At 49.9% G+C, this 16,176-nt stretch carries 14 protein-coding genes; 9 read left to right on the top strand and 5 right to left on the bottom strand.

The features are described from left to right. Positions 1 to 99: 99 nt before the first annotated feature. The 4 genes from H8L47_RS19230 to H8L47_RS19215 all read left to right on the top strand — a co-directional run bounded on the left by H8L47_RS19230 (position 100) and on the right by H8L47_RS19215 (position 2,422). Positions 100 to 444, top strand: a complete 345-nt coding sequence (locus H8L47_RS19230) for a carboxymuconolactone decarboxylase family protein (RefSeq protein WP_186955220.1) — start codon at positions 100 to 102, stop codon at positions 442 to 444. A gap of 3 nt (positions 445 to 447) precedes the next feature. Further along, complete coding sequence (locus tag H8L47_RS19225; protein ID WP_186955219.1) at positions 448 to 852, top strand: tautomerase family protein; 405 nt, start codon at positions 448 to 450, stop codon at positions 850 to 852. Positions 853 to 1,050: 198 nt separating this feature from the next. After that, positions 1,051 to 1,650, top strand: a complete 600-nt coding sequence (locus H8L47_RS19220; RefSeq protein WP_186955218.1) for a DUF4865 family protein — start codon at positions 1,051 to 1,053, stop codon at positions 1,648 to 1,650. 76 nt (positions 1,651 to 1,726) lie between these two features. After that, positions 1,727 to 2,422 (top strand): tetratricopeptide repeat protein, encoded by a 696-nt coding sequence (locus tag H8L47_RS19215; protein ID WP_186955217.1) that lies wholly within the window; start codon positions 1,727 to 1,729, stop codon positions 2,420 to 2,422. Positions 2,423 to 2,702: 280 nt separating this feature from the next. On the opposite strand, the gene H8L47_RS19210 is transcribed toward H8L47_RS19215, so the two are convergent. From H8L47_RS19210 to H8L47_RS19200, 3 genes are all read right to left on the bottom strand, one after another. Beyond that, positions 2,703 to 5,813 carry a tetratricopeptide repeat protein gene (locus H8L47_RS19210; RefSeq protein ID WP_222616606.1) on the bottom strand — a complete coding sequence of 1,037 codons (3,111 nt, stop codon included), beginning with the start codon at positions 5,811 to 5,813 and terminating at the stop codon, positions 2,703 to 2,705. Positions 5,814 to 6,295: 482 nt separating this feature from the next. Continuing rightward, on the bottom strand, positions 6,296 to 7,735 hold the full coding sequence (locus H8L47_RS19205; protein WP_186955215.1) for a tetratricopeptide repeat protein: 1,440 nt from the start codon (positions 7,733 to 7,735) through the stop codon (positions 6,296 to 6,298). Positions 7,736 to 7,870: 135 nt separating this feature from the next. Continuing rightward, positions 7,871 to 8,236 carry a hypothetical protein gene (locus tag H8L47_RS19200; protein WP_186955214.1) on the bottom strand — a complete coding sequence of 122 codons (366 nt, stop codon included), beginning with the start codon at positions 8,234 to 8,236 and terminating at the stop codon, positions 7,871 to 7,873. Between the two features lie 169 nt (positions 8,237 to 8,405). Between H8L47_RS19200 and H8L47_RS19195 the strand changes: the two genes are divergently transcribed. Next, positions 8,406 to 8,705 carry a hypothetical protein gene (locus H8L47_RS19195; protein WP_186955213.1) on the top strand — a complete coding sequence of 100 codons (300 nt, stop codon included), beginning with the start codon at positions 8,406 to 8,408 and terminating at the stop codon, positions 8,703 to 8,705. Next, positions 8,645 to 9,091: a hypothetical protein gene (locus tag H8L47_RS19190; protein WP_186955212.1), complete on the top strand. Its 447-nt coding sequence runs from the start codon at positions 8,645 to 8,647 to the stop codon at positions 9,089 to 9,091. The genes H8L47_RS19195 and H8L47_RS19190 overlap by 61 nt, the downstream gene beginning before the upstream one ends. A gap of 143 nt (positions 9,092 to 9,234) precedes the next feature. Here the strand turns inward: H8L47_RS19190 and H8L47_RS19185 are convergent, their stop codons facing one another. Both H8L47_RS19185 and H8L47_RS19180 read right to left on the bottom strand, forming a co-directional pair. Then, positions 9,235 to 10,224, bottom strand: a complete 990-nt coding sequence (locus H8L47_RS19185) for an alpha/beta fold hydrolase (protein ID WP_186955211.1) — start codon at positions 10,222 to 10,224, stop codon at positions 9,235 to 9,237. 143 nt (positions 10,225 to 10,367) lie between these two features. After that, positions 10,368 to 11,567, bottom strand: a complete 1,200-nt coding sequence (locus H8L47_RS19180) for a C39 family peptidase (protein WP_222616605.1) — start codon at positions 11,565 to 11,567, stop codon at positions 10,368 to 10,370. 571 nt (positions 11,568 to 12,138) lie between these two features. Here H8L47_RS19180 and H8L47_RS19175 point away from each other — a divergent pair. The 3 genes from H8L47_RS19175 to H8L47_RS19165 all read left to right on the top strand — a co-directional run bounded on the left by H8L47_RS19175 (position 12,139) and on the right by H8L47_RS19165 (position 16,175). After that, positions 12,139 to 14,661, top strand: coding sequence for a beta-1,3-glucanase family protein (locus H8L47_RS19175; protein WP_186955210.1), 2,523 nt, complete (start codon positions 12,139 to 12,141; stop codon positions 14,659 to 14,661). A 237-nt stretch (positions 14,662 to 14,898) separates the two neighbouring features. After that, positions 14,899 to 15,612: an SOS response-associated peptidase gene (locus H8L47_RS19170; RefSeq protein ID WP_186955209.1), complete on the top strand. Its 714-nt coding sequence runs from the start codon at positions 14,899 to 14,901 to the stop codon at positions 15,610 to 15,612. Between the two features lie 26 nt (positions 15,613 to 15,638). Further along, positions 15,639 to 16,175, top strand: coding sequence for a hypothetical protein (locus H8L47_RS19165; protein ID WP_186955208.1), 537 nt, complete (start codon positions 15,639 to 15,641; stop codon positions 16,173 to 16,175). Position 16,176 lies beyond the last annotated feature (1 nt).

Here is a 16,176-nt window from a genome sequence, read left to right as displayed (position 1 = left end):
ATCCCGTTTTTTGGAATGATTGGTTTGAAATTATCTGATTTTATGAATGAAGATAGTGGCGTATCTTGTGTCTGTCAACCTCTTTTTTGGAGTTACAGCATGCAAATCACCCCCAGCACCATCGCCCGTGAACTGATGGGCGACATCGCCCCCAGGTTTGCCGAACTGACCGACAAAATCTTGTTCGATGACATCTGGCAAAGGCCGGGCCTGCCACTGCGAGAACGCAGCCTCATCACAGTTGCCAGCCTGATCGCACTGAATCGTAGTGAACAATTACCCTTCCACTTGCAGCGTGCGCTGGACAACGGCATCACCCAGGCCGAGCTGGTGGAAGTTGTCACCCACCTGGCGTTTTATGCGGGCTGGCCTACGGCTGCGTCGGCCATCAGTGCACTGCGCCAGTTACCTGCCAATCAAACTACGGCAAAATCAAAGGAGTAAATCATGCCCATGAGCCGCGTATCCCTGTTAAAGGGTAAATCATCTGCATACCTGCAAGCCTTGTCTGATGCTTTGCATCAGGCACTGGTCGATGCGTATGAAGTGCCACTCAAAGACCGCTTCCAGATCATCCAGCAGCATGAAGACTATGAGCTGGTGTTTGACCGAGATTATCTGAGTCACCAGGGCCAGCCAAGGTCGGATGATTTTGTGCTGATACAGATTACCGCTGGCCGCCAGCGCAGTGCCGCTATCAAGCAGGCGTTTTACCTGCGCCTGGTTGAGCTGTTGGCACAGTCGCCGGGGCTGAGGGCAGAGGATGTGATGGTCATCATCAATACCACGGCGGCTGAGGACTGGTCGTTCAGTGGTGGGGTGATATATGACGGGGTGGCGCGGTATGAGTGAGGCACATCCCGGCTGAAGACGAGACGAATCAAGACCTCTTAACACAGAGACACAGAGACGGTATTCATTGATGCCGAGCGATTTTCTCCTCTTAAAAACCTCAGTGCCACCTAGGTGTCTCTGTGTCTTTGTGGTGAGATTTCCGGTTTTTAAAAAAACTACCAATGACAAGCAATTTCACCTGAAAAGGAAAACAACATGATCGCCATGCAATACAACTTCACCCTCCCTGCCGACTACGACATGGACATCGTGCGCCAGCGCATTGCCAGCAAAGGCCATATGCTGGACAACTTCCCCGGCCTGGCTTTCAAGGCCTATCTGCATGCCAGCAAAGACAGTATAGCCACGGCATCGAGCCAGAATGTCTACGCTCCTTTTTATCTGTGGAATGACAATGAGGGCATGAATAATTTTCTCTGCGGCGATGGCTTCAAGGCTGTCTCGCATGCCTTTAGCTGGCCTGCGGTCAAGCAGTGGTCGGTATGGCATAGCCACGTTAGTGAGCAGGTGCGCAACGCGAAATTCGCTACCCGGCAGCTCAGCACTATTGCGCCTTATACTGCACTGGGCAACTTGCGTGAAGAAGAAACGAGCGCCGCAAAGAGCATCAGCGAACAAGATGGCGTGCTGGCAACACTAGTGGCCTTTGATCCCAATGAATGGACACTGGTGCGTTTTATTTTATGGCGCGATGCGGCAGTGGCTAAAACTGCCGCACTAGCCGCGGGTTTTCCTGCGCATGTGCAGGTGTATGAAGTGGGGCATGTGTCTGCGCCGGAGGCTGGTTCTGTATGAAATAAAAATAGTCTTTTTGCCGATACAGTTATATGATTTTGTTTTCAAAAATTGGCGCGTACCTTCGATGTCTTCCATGATCAAAAAATACCTGGCGCTATCCATGTTCGTCTTCTCATCTCAGGCAATGGCCGCAGACATGCGCGATGCAGAAGTGGCGATGGATAGAGGCAACCTCAAACTGGCCATGAAAATATGGACAGAACTGGCAGAAAAAGGTGATCTGGTGGCACCGGTACACCTGGGTTATCAATATGCGAAAAATGCACGCAATGGCAATAAGGAAGACGGAAAAAAAGCTTACTACTGGTATTCCAAATGTGCAGAGATGGACGCATGTAAACTGGAACTGGCCAAACTGCATGATGAAGGGGTAGGAACAAGCCGTGACAAACAAAAGGCAATGGTTCTCTACCGACAGGTGATTGATTCTGACCTGGATTGGTCTGATGGAAAAGATGAAGCCAGGGTCAAGGCTGGCCTGATTTATATGACGGATAAAAATTTTCATGACAAGGCAGAAGCTGAAAAACTCTTTGCCACTGCTGCCAGACATGGTGATCCTCAAGCTTGTTTATGGATGGGCCTGATTCTGCAAGGTAAGCAGCCTGTTAACGACAATTATGTCGAAGCCTATAAATTCCTTTATCTGGCCAATAGCAAGGGCAATTACTCTGCCATGGGGCAGATGCAGAATCTGGAACAGAAAATGACCAATGCCGAAATCGCGCAAGCAAAGAAACTGGCGGCTGAATGGAGGCCATCGAAATAAAACATGCAGTAACAATGGTTCCTGCATGTTTTTCAGCCTTGTGCCTATTTGCTTTCCATCCTGGCGACTACAAGATTGAACGCATCCACGCGTGCCCGGATGGGCGGTGGCAGGATACCGGCGGAGTAATTTTTTTATCCTGACTATGCTGATGAGGTGACGAGTAAGCACCGCCACCCATTGCCGCACTTTTGGATACGTGACAGTATCCTGAGTTTGTAGCAGTGAAATATTCTCCTGTTTCTCGTTACTCCAGCTTGCTGAACTGCCCAGCTAAACCCTATTGCTTCTCAAAGGCGCTGACGGTTTTCTTCAATTCTTCAATACGCGATAGCAGATAAGGTGTCAGTAACTCTGCACGATTGGCGAGCTGGGTTATTTCTTCATAAGCTGCCCTGGTTTTTTGCTGATCCTTGTTCTTGATGTAAATGCGGCATTGTATGAAAAGAGTTTGAACCAGGTCTTTTATGTAAAGATCAGCTTGCTCTTTTGCCAGTGGTCGGCGGATAGACAGCGCTTCGTTGATCAGTTTTTGTGCCGCATCCAGGTTGCCATTGGTGATATTGATATCGGCTATTCTGACAAGCATGTCTGCTTTTTCATTTTGCTGTTCGGGGCTTAATGTAGCCTGTTTTTGTACGATGGCATAAGCTTCCTGATATGCATGGAGTGCCTCAGCGGTATTGCTGGTTTGCTGTTCCACGCGTCCAAGATAATAGAGGCTGTTGGCAAGATGGGGCAATAGCTGCACGTGCTTTTCTATGACTTTGCCATAGATACTGCTTGCTTCTTTGAGCAGTGTTTTCGCCTTGGCATAATCATTGTCTTGTATTGCCATGACGCCTGAATTTCTGATTACCCATGCCAGAAGGTAATTCTCAGTGCTTGCTTGTGTTTCACTTTGTGTGCGCAAGAGCGGCAGCAACTCTGCATAATTTTTGCGAAGCTCATCATTGCGCCCTTCTTTTAAATTAATCTCTGATAAATTGTAGAGTGCAATATTCAAATAAATGTTGATGTCGGGATCGATTTTCACATGCGTGCGGAATTGCGGAACCAGCTCTTCATAGATTTTTCTGGCCTCGGTCAGCCTGGACTGCTGCATAAAAAGTGACGCCAGATGACTTCTTGCCTTGGCCAGTTCCATCAAATGGGAAGCATCACTGGTGTTAAGGCGACGGTATATGCCGATTGCCTCATTGAGCATTGCTTCTGCACGTCGGCTATCCTGCTTGATAATAAGAAGACTTCCCATATCGCGCAGTGTTTTTGCCAGACTGACGGCGTATAGTGGCGCATTTTTTGAAAACAAACGACGGTATTCGTTAGCTGCCTCTTCATATAAGATGCGGGCCTCATCAAAGCGTAGTTTCTGATATTCAAGTTCAGCCAGGTTAAGTATGACACTCGCCAAAGAGGGCGAATATTTGTCAAGATCTTGCTTGGCCAGCTTGCGATACAGGGGCAGTGCCTGAGTATAGGCAGCACGGGCTTGTTCTGTCTCAGTCTTTTTATCCAGGATATCCGCCAGCTTGCTATAAGCGAGCGCGAGATTATTGGTCAGCCCCGGATTTTTATCCAGATAGGGGCGATACAGGCTGATGGCTTCTTCCAGCGCTTGCTTCGCCTGCGGGAGCTTGCGATTTTCAATATATAACAGGCCCAGAGAAAGGCGTGTTCTTGCCAGACTCATCGCATGCGGGTCGGGTGTGGTGGCGGCTAGTTGGCGCAGGTGGCCGACAGCCTCTTCAAATGTACTGACAGCCTTGTCCTTCAGCTTTAGTTCCCAGTACACATCGCCAAGATTGTTGAGTGCCGATGCCAGCGCCGGCAAGGCCTGGGCTGGCTCTGTCCCCAGTTCTTGCTTGTAAACGCTGATGGCTTCTTCATACGCTGCCTGGGCTTGTAACAGTTTTTTTTCATTCTTGTTCAATTCGGCAAAGGCTTCCAGTGTCACCGCATAACCATGCAGGGACGCGGGATTGTTTTTTATATCTTCCTTATAAAGGGCGATGGATTCTTCAAATGTCAGCCGCGCTTCAGGGCTTTTGTTTTCCAGCTTGCTGATGAGGGCAACATTGCTCAGGGCCTGCGCCAGCCCGGCATTGAACCTGGGTTCTTTCAATGCCGCAAGGCGGTAAAAACTCGCTGACTCTTCATACGCTTTTTTTGCCTCGGCATATTTTTTATCAATGTGCAGGACAAAGCCCAGATTCAAAAGTACTTTGGCCAGATTTGGTGTGTAAGCCTGAGTATCTTTCTGGCTTAGCTGACGATAATTGGCGACCGCCTCACCAAAGGTGTTGATTGCTTGCGGGTAGAGATTTTTCTGTTTGTAAATGCCTGCCAGTTCAAGAAGAGAATAGGCAAAGAATGGAAGTGCTTCATTCGCGTAAATGACAGGTATCTGTCGGTACACCTTGACCGCTTCTTCATAAGATATTTGTGCCTGCTCTCTCTTGTTTTCGATGGCATTCAAATCTGCCATGTTTTTGAGTGTATTGGCATAGACAAACTGGGCATGGGCGCTTTTCTTGTCATCAGCCTGATAGATGGCGATGGCTTCATCAAAGGCCAGCCGTGCTGCAGCGTACTTGTTGTCGGCCTTGTTGGCGACACCAAGGTTGGACAGGCTGAGCGCCAATTCTGGTTTGAATTTTTCTTCTTTTAGTATGGCAAGCCGGTACAGTGCAATGGACTCTTCAAGCATCTGCTTTGCTTCAGGTATTTTCTTCTCCTGATACTGAGCCACACCGGCATAAAAAAACACGCTGCCCAGTCTGGGCGTGTAGGTATAGGCATCCTGCAACATCAACTGGCGGTAGTTGGCGATGACTTCATCATAGGCAGCCAGTGCTTGTGGACGCTGGCCTTGTGTCTTGTAAAAATCTGCCAGGGTATATAAGCTTGAGGTCAATTGCGGCAGGTAGGCTTCGCGGCTTTTTTCGACTTGCAGGCGGCTGACGGCAATCGCTTTTTCAAAATAGACCCTGGTTTGTGACCAATTTTTTTCTGCCTGGAATAGCAATGCCAGGTTGTTGAGCACCATATAAAGGTTGTCCTGATACTTCTCTGCCTTCTCTGCAGCCACTTTTTCGCACAGTTCCAGCGCTTCCTGATAAGCGATGTGCGCCTGTTGATAACGATTTTCCTTGTGGTAAACCGTGCCTTGCCGGGTGATGGCCGCGATCAGTTGTGCCAGATATTTGTCAGGGTTCTCTGCTGCCAGTCTGCGCAGATCATTGATCAGGGTTTCATTGGAAGAGACCTGCTTTTTGATTTTCTCACTGGTAATCGTGGCCTGTTTTTCTGTGGCGGCGAAGGCAGTCGGGTTATATACGGCAGGCAGCACCAGGGCCAGGCATAACAGAGGGCGAAATTTGACCAGCATCATCTTGTTAATATTGGAAAATGAATCAGCCGGTATTGTACTGGTGCATCGCTTAAAAAGCTTGCTACAAAGTATTGTAAATAGGACTCGCGCAAAACCGCCCCAGCTGCGTTGCAGCTCCTCTCCTATGAGCCGCATACTAAAGTACTGTCTTCGTCGCTACGGTGTAGTCGGGGTTTCAGGCAATATATTGTCTGCCAATGGAACGAACCGCCCTTGCCAGGGAGGTTTCCTTAGCGATAGGTATAGTTGGGGTTTCGGACAACATGTTGTCCGCCAACGGAACGAACCGCCCTTGCCAGGGAGGTTTCCTTAGCGATAGGTAAAGTTGGGGTTTCGGACAACATGTTGTCCGCCAACGGAACGAACCTCCCTTGCCAGGGAGGTTTCCTTAGCGATAGCCTTGCTGTGACAATTTTGCGTAAGCACTGGTAAAAAGAATTTGCGCACAGCTTGACGATTTTTTCAGCTGTTTCACTTCATTATTTAGGTTTCGGATGCGTCTGGGATTGCTGGAGCAACAGCGGTTTCAGTCGGTCAGACAGTTTATACGCGTCATCATCACGCTTTTCTGCCACGCTGAGTCTCAATAATTGGGATAGCGCCAGAATGTGATCAGACAGTACATCTTGAATTTTTTCTGGGCGGGCAGCAGCATACAATTTGCTGGCTTCTTCAAATGCAGTTTGCGCTTGCAGGGACTTGTTCTGATGGACATAGATCAGGCCAAGCTGAACCTGCATTCTGGCCAGATTCAGGGTATAGGGATCAGGCTGGGCGGTAGCCAGCTTGCGCCATTGTTCAACTGCTTCTTCAAACACCACACGCGCTTTGTCGGTCAGCCTTGCCTGGGCATAGCTATTGCCCAGTTCTGTCAGTGCAGCCGCAAACAAAGGGCGGACTATTTCCAGATGACGGGCGGGAAGTTGTCGATAGATGAAGATCGCTTCGTCATAGAAAATTTGTGCTTGCGTCTCGCGATTTTCCATCTGGTTTAACTCTCCCAGATCGGTGAGCGTGGTGGCATAGGAATACAAGAATCCCGGGTTGCTAACCTTGACTTTCGGATACACGCGATAGGCTTCATCAAGCAGTAATCTTGCCTGGGCGTAATTCTGCTCCAGCATGGCGATGTGACCCAGATTTCCAAGGACGATAGCAAGCTCTTTTTTGAGGCTAGGATCCCGCGCGATTGCTGCACGGTATAAGGGCAATGAAACTTCTAAAAGCGGTTTTGCAGCAGCATAATTCTCTTCACCATAATGTATCAAGCCCAAATAAAAGTTCGAGAAGGCCAGGAATGGCTCATAAGATGCTGCATCTTTTTTGATCAACTCCCGACAGTGCGCTATCACTTCAACATAAGCTGCCTTTGCCTCTGTGATAAGCCTTTGGTCCCTGTAAAGATTTGCCAGGTAATATAAGACCGTGGTGAGTTGTGGCAAATAAGTTTCACTAGCTTTCGCTGCCTGCAGGCGGCTGACTGTGGCCGCTTTTTCATTGAACAGGATTGCTTGTGTCCAGTTCTTTTCTGTCTCGAATAGCAGCGCCTGATTGTTAAGCAGCATATACAACTGGGCCAGGTATTTGCCGGGCTTGTCGGCCTCTGCTTTCTCACAGAGTTGTAGTGCCTCAGCATAGGCAGCATGGGCTTGCAGATTATGGTTTTCATAGTGATAGATATTGCCCAGCTGGTTGATGGCAGTGATCAGCGCGGGCAAGTATTGCTCAGGGTCTGCAGCAGCCTGTTTGCGTATCTGCTGTAGCTGCACTTCTTGGGCCGCCACCAGCTCTTTGATTTGCTTGCTGATGGTTGCAACAGGTATGTCTGTAGTAGCCAGACTATCTGTGGGGTACATAATCGGCAGTGCCAAAGCCAGGCACAGCAGGTGCTGAATTTTTGCTGATATGCGTGTTTTCATGATGAAGTTGAATGTCTTGGTATTGTAGTTGTGTGCAAACTCAGTGTGCAAAAAAATAGCTATATGTGCGAACAAATAACATGCCTGACCGATCTGTGGGCACTCGTGCCGCGTGCAGCTTTCGATTTCCGTGTGTTATTCAGCAAGCGTCAATTGCTTCATTCTGTCCCAAAACGTCAATTCCAGCCCTTGCCTGAGTGCCAAAAACTGCACGTCGCTGATGCTGAGGCAGACTTCAAATCTACGGATCTCTTTGCGCTGGTGTCTGGCAGAAAAGAGCGGGGCAGCGAGTATGATGGTGAGTAGGTCTCTGCTCAAGTCCACACTGGCGACGATGTTTTCACCGGCCTCGCCCTGGTCCAGGTATTCGATGTACACGCCGGTGTCGTCTTCGCCACCGTGGGTTTCATGGCGCTGGAAAAGCAGGTAATCTTCACCATTGGTGACGGTTTTATATTTGGTGTCCATGGCTGCTTCGTTGGCAGAGAACTGGATGATCAAAGTGTGCTCCTGTGAGATCGCTTTTTCTGGGGCCTGGAACCATATTCTATGCTCCAGACTATCTCAGCTCCCCCAAAACCATACAAGAGACTATAAAATTCCGGTAGACAATTACCGTGATTACCCTGCACGTACGCCCAGCATCTGGGATTTTTTTTGGGAGAAAATAATGATCCCCGTCACCTTATATGAAATCCCTTATTTTTCTTGCGACGTAGCACCTATAGTGCAGGTGCTTAGTGCCAGCGATCTGGCTCAGTCGGTCAAAAGGCTCAAAGATGGCAAGCAACTGGTGCGCTGCCTGACCAGGCGTAAAGCCTTTGTCAGTAACCAGGCTGTTGTCATACCGGGTAAGGCTTGTGTGTTCGAAGCCATGAGCATTAACTGGGAAACCGTGCCTGGAATTTTGTGGATAGCAAGGTCAGAAAGTATGCAGCACGCATCAACAGCAAGGGGCAGTGTCCGGTAGTCGATTATCGCGAAGAGTTTTGCCCCGGCCGGCATTGGACAGAAATCTATCCAGAAACCACGCTGGAAGCCTCCATGCAGATCAAGAACCTGGCCGAACTCAGTGGCATCGCCCTCTTGCGCAAGGCAGGTTTTCCATGGGAAAAGTATGAGCGTAACCCGGATGATCAAGCCAAGTTGCATGTGGCGACCGTCCATGAGGAAGAGATTGGGCAATGCATGGATGAGTGGGATCGTATCTGGCCACTTGTCTGGGCTCTTAACAAACTTACGCAGTGCTTCTATGCAGTCATGTCACGCGGTTTCGACTATGTCGAATGGATGGCATTTGCCAAATACCAGTATGGCACTATCCGTTTCAAGGGGACCAGCTACATCATTGGCTGACGCTCAAGAGAGAGCGGCTTGCGCCGCGAACAGCAAATGCAGCAAAAATGTTCGCGGCCAAACGTAAAGACATGTACATGCTAACGACCTGTCGTGCACACTGCCGCACGCCTGGGCAAGCAAGACAGGTATTAAATCAATTTCTATTTTTCAGCGATGGTCGCGGGCAGTGTATTGATGATGATATGCTGAAACTTTTCTGGTTCATCTTTGTGAATTTGATGCCCAGAGTTATCAAATAAAAATAGATCTTTCTTAGGTGCTTTCAATTGTTGGAAATATTTCTGTGTAATGCTGGTCAAGGTTTGAATATCGTTTTTTCCAACGAGGAAATAAACTGGGCAGTTAACTTCCTTTAAAGTCTTTGGCAAATCAATATTCGTTGCTTCTTTCCACACAGGTGACCATGTCTTTGACCATTGCAGAAAACCGTTTTTGAATTCAGGACTTGTCGCATACTCTTTGCCTTCTTTATATAAGAGCCACTTTCTCAAATAGAGCAGGTCTTCATCTATTTTGAGAGGGATATTGACGCTGGCCAATTCATTGCTGGCGACAGCATTATCTTTGAAATGTTGTTTTAAAACTTCCAGCAATTCTTTTTCACTGGCTAACTGACTGATAACAGGATTGACAGCGAAATAAGAATGCAGCAATTCCGGGTGATTTTTTACGATGTAAAAACCCAGAACATTGCCCCAGGAACTACCCAGTAAGTATATTTTTTCCTGGTTTAACTCTTTCCTTATAAACTCGATGACTTGATAGGTGTCCTTCTCCATGAGCGCAATCGACGGCTGGACAGGTGAGGGATTTAACTTCAAGGTTTTCCCTGCATCTCTCTGATCCCATTGAACGATCGTAAATTTACTTTTTAAAATAGCTGTAAAGGAACCCGCATTATTCATCATTGAGCTTCCAGGCCCTCCAGACAGGAATAGCAGGACGGGCTTGTTTGAATCATCTGTCTTAATTTCGACAAACTGTTTTATTCCACCAATTTCGGGGGTGAAGAGTTTGTCGATTTTTGTTGGTGTGTTTTTGGAGTTGAGTTCACTGGTATCTTGAGCTTTACATTCAGAAAATGGAATCAAGGCAGCAAACAGGAAGATCAATATGCTTTTGTTTATCATGGGTATATATCAGGTTAATTATTTAACGATGTGGTGATGTGCTGAAGGGGCAGGCCTGGCATTCATATATGTCAGGCCTTGCGGGTGATTTTACAGATCATTTTAGAGTAATGAGGTTTTGACCAATGAATCAAGACCCCACCTTAACGCGCCGATGCAGGCACAGCGCGGAAAGCGGCAACCTGGTTCGACATGATTTTTACCGCAGGCAGCACATAGCTCGAATCTGTGGCGGTGAACGTAAAGTTTTGGTAGGCTGCAGCCGCGTTGGCGTTGAAGGCAGAATTTGGGATAGCCTTCAGCGAATTGTATTGATACACATTGTATTTGACCCCGGTGCTCAAACCGTAGACGGTTGCGGTCAATGTCAGTGGTACTGCTGCCGGTTCGGTATTGGCTCCATTGGTGATTGCCAGGCTTTCGTCATTTAGATCGGTGGCCAGACGCACCGGGACGGTTTCCTTATTCAGGTCGATGACACCGGTGATCGCAACGGCGGCATTTTGATTGCTGCTGTTGCTATGCAAGGCCAGCGAATACGGCGGCGCAGTTGGGGAGTTAGCCTGGGCGCGAGTCTTCTGGAAGCTGCCGAAGTCATATTGGAACAAATAGGCAGCCATCGGTGGATTGGCCCCCGGATTGGGGTAGTTGACATTGTTATTGCCGCCGTTGTCGCTGAGCTGCAAAATATCGTCGGCGTAATAGGTCTGATTAAATCCCTGTACCAAAGGGTGGTTGGAGGCAACGCCATTGACGGGCACGATATGATCGTAGCTGGAAAAGCCAGCCGACGGATTGCCTGACTTATATAAATTATTGTAGACCCCGATAATCACCGGATAACCTGCCAGCACATGGCCCTTGATCCAGGCCAGGTACTGGTTGGTCGTAGTCGTGTTGGATTGCCCATTCCATCCCACCGCATTCAGATGCATATTGGCTGCTGCAGTCAAATCGTTGACCGAAATCAGCAACTGGCTATTGACGTCGCTTTGATTTACGCCTGGTGTCGCCGCAGCGCGCGCCGTGTATTGCGACACATACTGGCCGTAATACAAACCCGCACTGATCAATGCCGTTTCACCGCAATAACCGTAGTTGGTATTCCACTGGTGGCGTGGCGGAATCGCCAATGACATTGCATAGGTGGCACCGGTTGGAGGAGGAGGGGAATTCGCAGGAACCGGCCCCGGCAATATCACGGGCACGAGGCCCGTGCTGAGGGGGATTTGCGTACCTGTATCCTGCACATTGTTGCTGCTGCCACCTGAGCTGCCACCGCATCCTGCCAATAGCGCTCCCAGCAAACTGACTACCAGGGCGCTAGCGATTTTTTTATTCATGAGGTTCTCCGTATTGTGCGTGAACTTGTGCTTCACTTTTTTCTCCCGCTGATCTTGCTGGCTGTGCAAGTAATTGCGCGTTAGCGAGTATGCAACAATTCAGCAGACAAGTGAGAAAAAGTTGCAACATCCCGGTGTGACGCATCTTAAGCAGGTGACCGGTTTTTAGCGGCAAGGAATTATTCAAGCTCCTTCAGTGCGCGCTTTGCCCTGTCAATGTCGGCTTGATAGCGTGGTGACCTGGTCACTTCAGCGTGAGACTTTTCAGGATCTATTTTCGTCAGCAACTCAGGCGAGGAGCGGCTGCAGCGCATTCAAGCTCAGGCAAATATCAGTGGGATCTGGAATGGTTTATTCATCATGCTGTCGATGCTCATGGGTAGACTGCCAATCAAAAAGTTTTTCTAGTCAACATTGCGAGGGCTGACAGCTGGCACTGCATAAATTCTGGGCAATGTGTATCCATCCTTGCTTTAATTGTGATAGCGTATCGGCATTGCTTAAAATATAAGCATCAAGCTTTATGCTTGTTCAGCCTGCGATGCCATCACCATACAAGGAGCGTTTCACCATGTCTTCCTTTACCATTCAGTCTTCCGCCCCCATCGTCATTACCAATAAAACGCCAGCAAGCGCAGACAATGTCTGGGTCACGATATACGGCAGCCTCATTACCAATCCCGGTAACAACCAGACGCCAGCGCCTGGGGTGACGTATTATCTGGTGCCACCGGCTGAGGGGCAGACGCAGGTGGTGCCGACAGCGGTCAATGATTTGCCGCCTCCGGGGCCAGCTTCGCCAGATGGGGTGATCTTGCCCAGCTATACGCTGGCACAATGGGGCAGCAATCTAAGCTTGCCAGCGCCTGCCTATACGGGGGATACCAGTGGCAACAACAACCAGCAATATACCGGGCGCATCTTGATTTCTGTCGGCGCACCGACGCAGGCGCAAGTGTCGGTGACGCCGACGCTGGTGTCAGTATCATCCCCTAGCCCGGCCAGCCCGCAAGACCCCAGTACCGGCACGTTTTATGATTTTCTGGAATTTACTGTGCAGTCAAATGCAGATGGCAGCATCAATGTCGATATCGATACCTCGCAGGTCGATGCCTTTGGCCTTCCCATGCAATTGCAGTTCTTCAAGGATGCGGCGGCAACGCAGACCTATAACGTCAATTTTACTGGCGACACAACGGCGGGCAGCAATCAAGTCAATAATCTGACGGCCACGGTTGGGCTGGTCCAAGGCGTGCCTGTCACGGGTAGCGGCATTGCCGCAGGCAGCGCCGTCGTCAGCGTGCCAACAGGTGCCAACCCCAGCAGCATGATCTTGAATCTGGATGCCACCGCCACTGCCAGCGCGGCAGCATTGACAGCGGTGATGGCCGGGCCGGTGGGTGTGATTGGTGTGCGTGATGATATTTTCAACGGCACTGACATGAGCAATTTTGCGACCTTTATCAAAGAGCAAAGCAATAAGGACTATGCCAGCCCTTTCATGGAATGCCTGGACGCTGCCCCCATGCGTATCGTCTCGCCCAAGGACATTTGCGAAAACCCCAGCGTCTCTGCCAGCGATGCCTTGAGCAATTATTTCAACGCGCAGGTTGATCACTTCTTTTTGCAGTATTTCACCAGCCCGGCAACACCAAGCCCTGGCGTGCCTACGAACGGTGGTGGCAATACCTTCAGCCTGCAATCATCTGCCTTTGGTCAGCCACTCACGTATAGCGGCAGCGTCGCCTTGCAGTCTGATGGCAGCTATGCGCTGGCTCTGGCAGATGCCAGCAACACCGACCCCAATAGCTATACGATTTACTACCCCTTCTCAACGCAAAATGCGCTGGCAGATTACACGCCGGTTTTCCCTGTCGCTGCCGCACCATCCTGGATCAGTGCGGCGATGGCCATGGAATCGGCATCGCAAATGATCTTCGCCTGTGATGCCGTGTTTGCCGACAACACTCTGCGTGGCCTGAGCGGGGCGGCGCTGGCAGTACAGGGCGACCTGGAAAATTCCATCTCTGCCGCATTCAATCGCGGCATCATCCTCAGTGACCCCTCAACCTGGGGCGATAGCACAACCTGGTATCCAGACGAGCAGCCTTTCAATTACTGGGTCAAATACTGGCACCAAAATGGCCTGACAGAAAGTGGCCTGGCCTATGCCTTTCCTTACGATGACAAGTTTGGCAGCAGCACCAACATCCAGCAAAGCAGTGTCGGCAACATCAGCATCACCCTCAGCACCTGGGGCAGCTCGCCCATGCCCACTGTGACACTGACAGCACCCGCCAGCAGCACGCAAGGTGGCAGCCTGCAACTGGCGGCTAGCGTCTCTGGTAGTGGCGCATCACCAACTGGCAGCATCAGTTATTTTATCGATGGCTGTGTCATGGCAGATGTGCTGGGCAGCACAACGACAGTGCCACTGGCAAATGGCCAGGCAGCAAGCGCCAGTTTTGCCATACCTGCTCTGCCCGACGGTGCTTACACCCATACCTATACAGTGACCGCCGTGTATTCGGGCGACGTCAATTACCAACCCGCAGTTGCCACCAGCACTGTACAACTGACTGGCCCCAGCGGCGACTTTGCCGTCAGCCTGAACCCGCCACAATTCCCGGTAGGCACCAATGTCAGCGTCACCGTCGTGCTGCCTGTCGCAACGGTAGCTGGCACCCTCGCATTGAACCTGATCGACTCGACGAATGCCGTCGCCGCCAGCGTCGCCCCCACCACAGTCAATGCAGCCACCAACGTCATTGCCTTTGACATACCCGCCAATGTGCTGAGTTTTACCGGCACCGTCACCAGCGACAACAACCAGATAGAAAATGTCAGCAGCACCAACAATCTGACACAAGGACAAGTGCTGACCGGCACTGGCATCCCACCAGGCACGACGGTAGTATCCTTCAACCCGACCACGGTGACCATGAGTGCAAATGCCAATACCGATGCGACCGGGGCGAGCACAACGGTGGTATCAAATGCGGCTTTGGTGGGGTACGCGATACAGGCAGTGTATGTACCGTCGGATGGTACTGCGGCTTTGACGGGGCAGATTAATTTTGCGTTTCAGGGGTAAGGGGAGATGTGCAAGCATTAACCGTAACTTGAGCCGGGCGTTGTACGCAACGCTTTATCTGCCCAACACTGGGCCTTTAATAAACGTATTCATCGTTTAAACGCCGAGTGTCGGGCTGAAACCCCGTAGCCCAACCTACGTACTGAAAGGCGGTAATCGGTGACCATTTTCACTACGGCAGATGTTGTGAGAAAATAGGCGTATTCATCCCGTCTGCCACCTCAGCAATAATTTACAATGTGCATCAACTACACCCCCACGCGCCCAGAGCTGATGGAGTACTTTAAAGTCCACGGCAGGAGTATGAACGACTGGAATGTTGAAGTCTGGCAAGACTACGATGCCCCCATCATCCGTCATGATGATCAGGGCAGGCGGCAAGCTATGTTGGGCGCTTACAGCATGATACCCAAGTCCAGGATGCAACCCGGCGTCAAACGCTTTTCTACCATGAATGCCAGGGCAGAAACGCTGGGATCGCTGCGCAGCTATGCGCCATCCTGGCATAGCGGCAAACTCTGCCTGGTGCCCATGCAAAACTTCTTTGAACCCAATTATGAAAGCGGCGAGGCAGAGCGCTGGCGCATAGGCCTCATCGAAGAACCAGACTTTGCCGTCGCCGGGTTGTATAAGGAATGGCCGCAAGAAGACGGCAGCGTCAGCTATTCCTTCACCCAGATCACCATCAACGCCGACGAGCATCCGCTCATGAACCGCTTCCACAAACCCGGTGAAGAAAAACGCTCCCTCGTCATCGTGCCGCCAGAAGATTTTGACGACTGGCTATCCTGCAGTGACCCGGAATTCGCCCGCGCTTTCTTGCGCCCTTATCCGGCTGATCGCATGTTTGCCGAGTTTGCACCTAAGCCTAAAGTGGAAAAGGTAGCGAAAGTCATCAAGCCCAAAAAACCGCAGATTATTGTGCCGGTTAATATGGATTTGTTTGATTGAAAGTGCCAGAAAGAGAGTAAAGCCAGATGCTTACACCCATTGAAAACAGAACAGAAAAACTGAAAGCCGCTGGTGTTTTTCCAGAGTTTCTTTACGCGCAGGATCACCCTGATGAATTTTCGGAATTACAATATGAATGGGAATTCCCTAAGGCTGCCTATTTTTATCTTCCCCAGATATCTGGGGAAAATTCTTATCTCGCTGGCTGGAATATCACTCCGGTTTTTGACAATAGCAATGGTGATATCTACTATGTTCACATGGAAAGAGATGGGCTGAAAAAATTTGCCCGCCTTTACCTTGAGAGTAGTGAACTTGGGCAAGATTACGGCTCTGACTTTCGTTATTTGTTAGCCGATTTTCTGATTGATTTGTATGAGAGTGCAGAGTTTTCTGAGCAGTCGATTGATGATCTCGGAAAAACAGGTGAGCGGCTGGGATTTGTCAATGCACGTCAACTTTTTAGCGCGCTGGAGGACGCAGAGGAGAAAGATTTGCGTGGTAGTTTTGAGGGCGATCGTGAATGGCGTGACACGAACTTGCCCTTGATTATCAATGCTTGAA

Source organism: Undibacterium umbellatum, assembly GCF_014284125.1.
GTDB classification, from domain to species: Bacteria; Pseudomonadota; Gammaproteobacteria; order Burkholderiales; family Burkholderiaceae_D; genus Undibacterium; species Undibacterium umbellatum.
The sequence above is the reverse complement of the archived record's forward strand: the minus strand, read 5'-3'. Positions and strand labels throughout refer to the sequence as shown.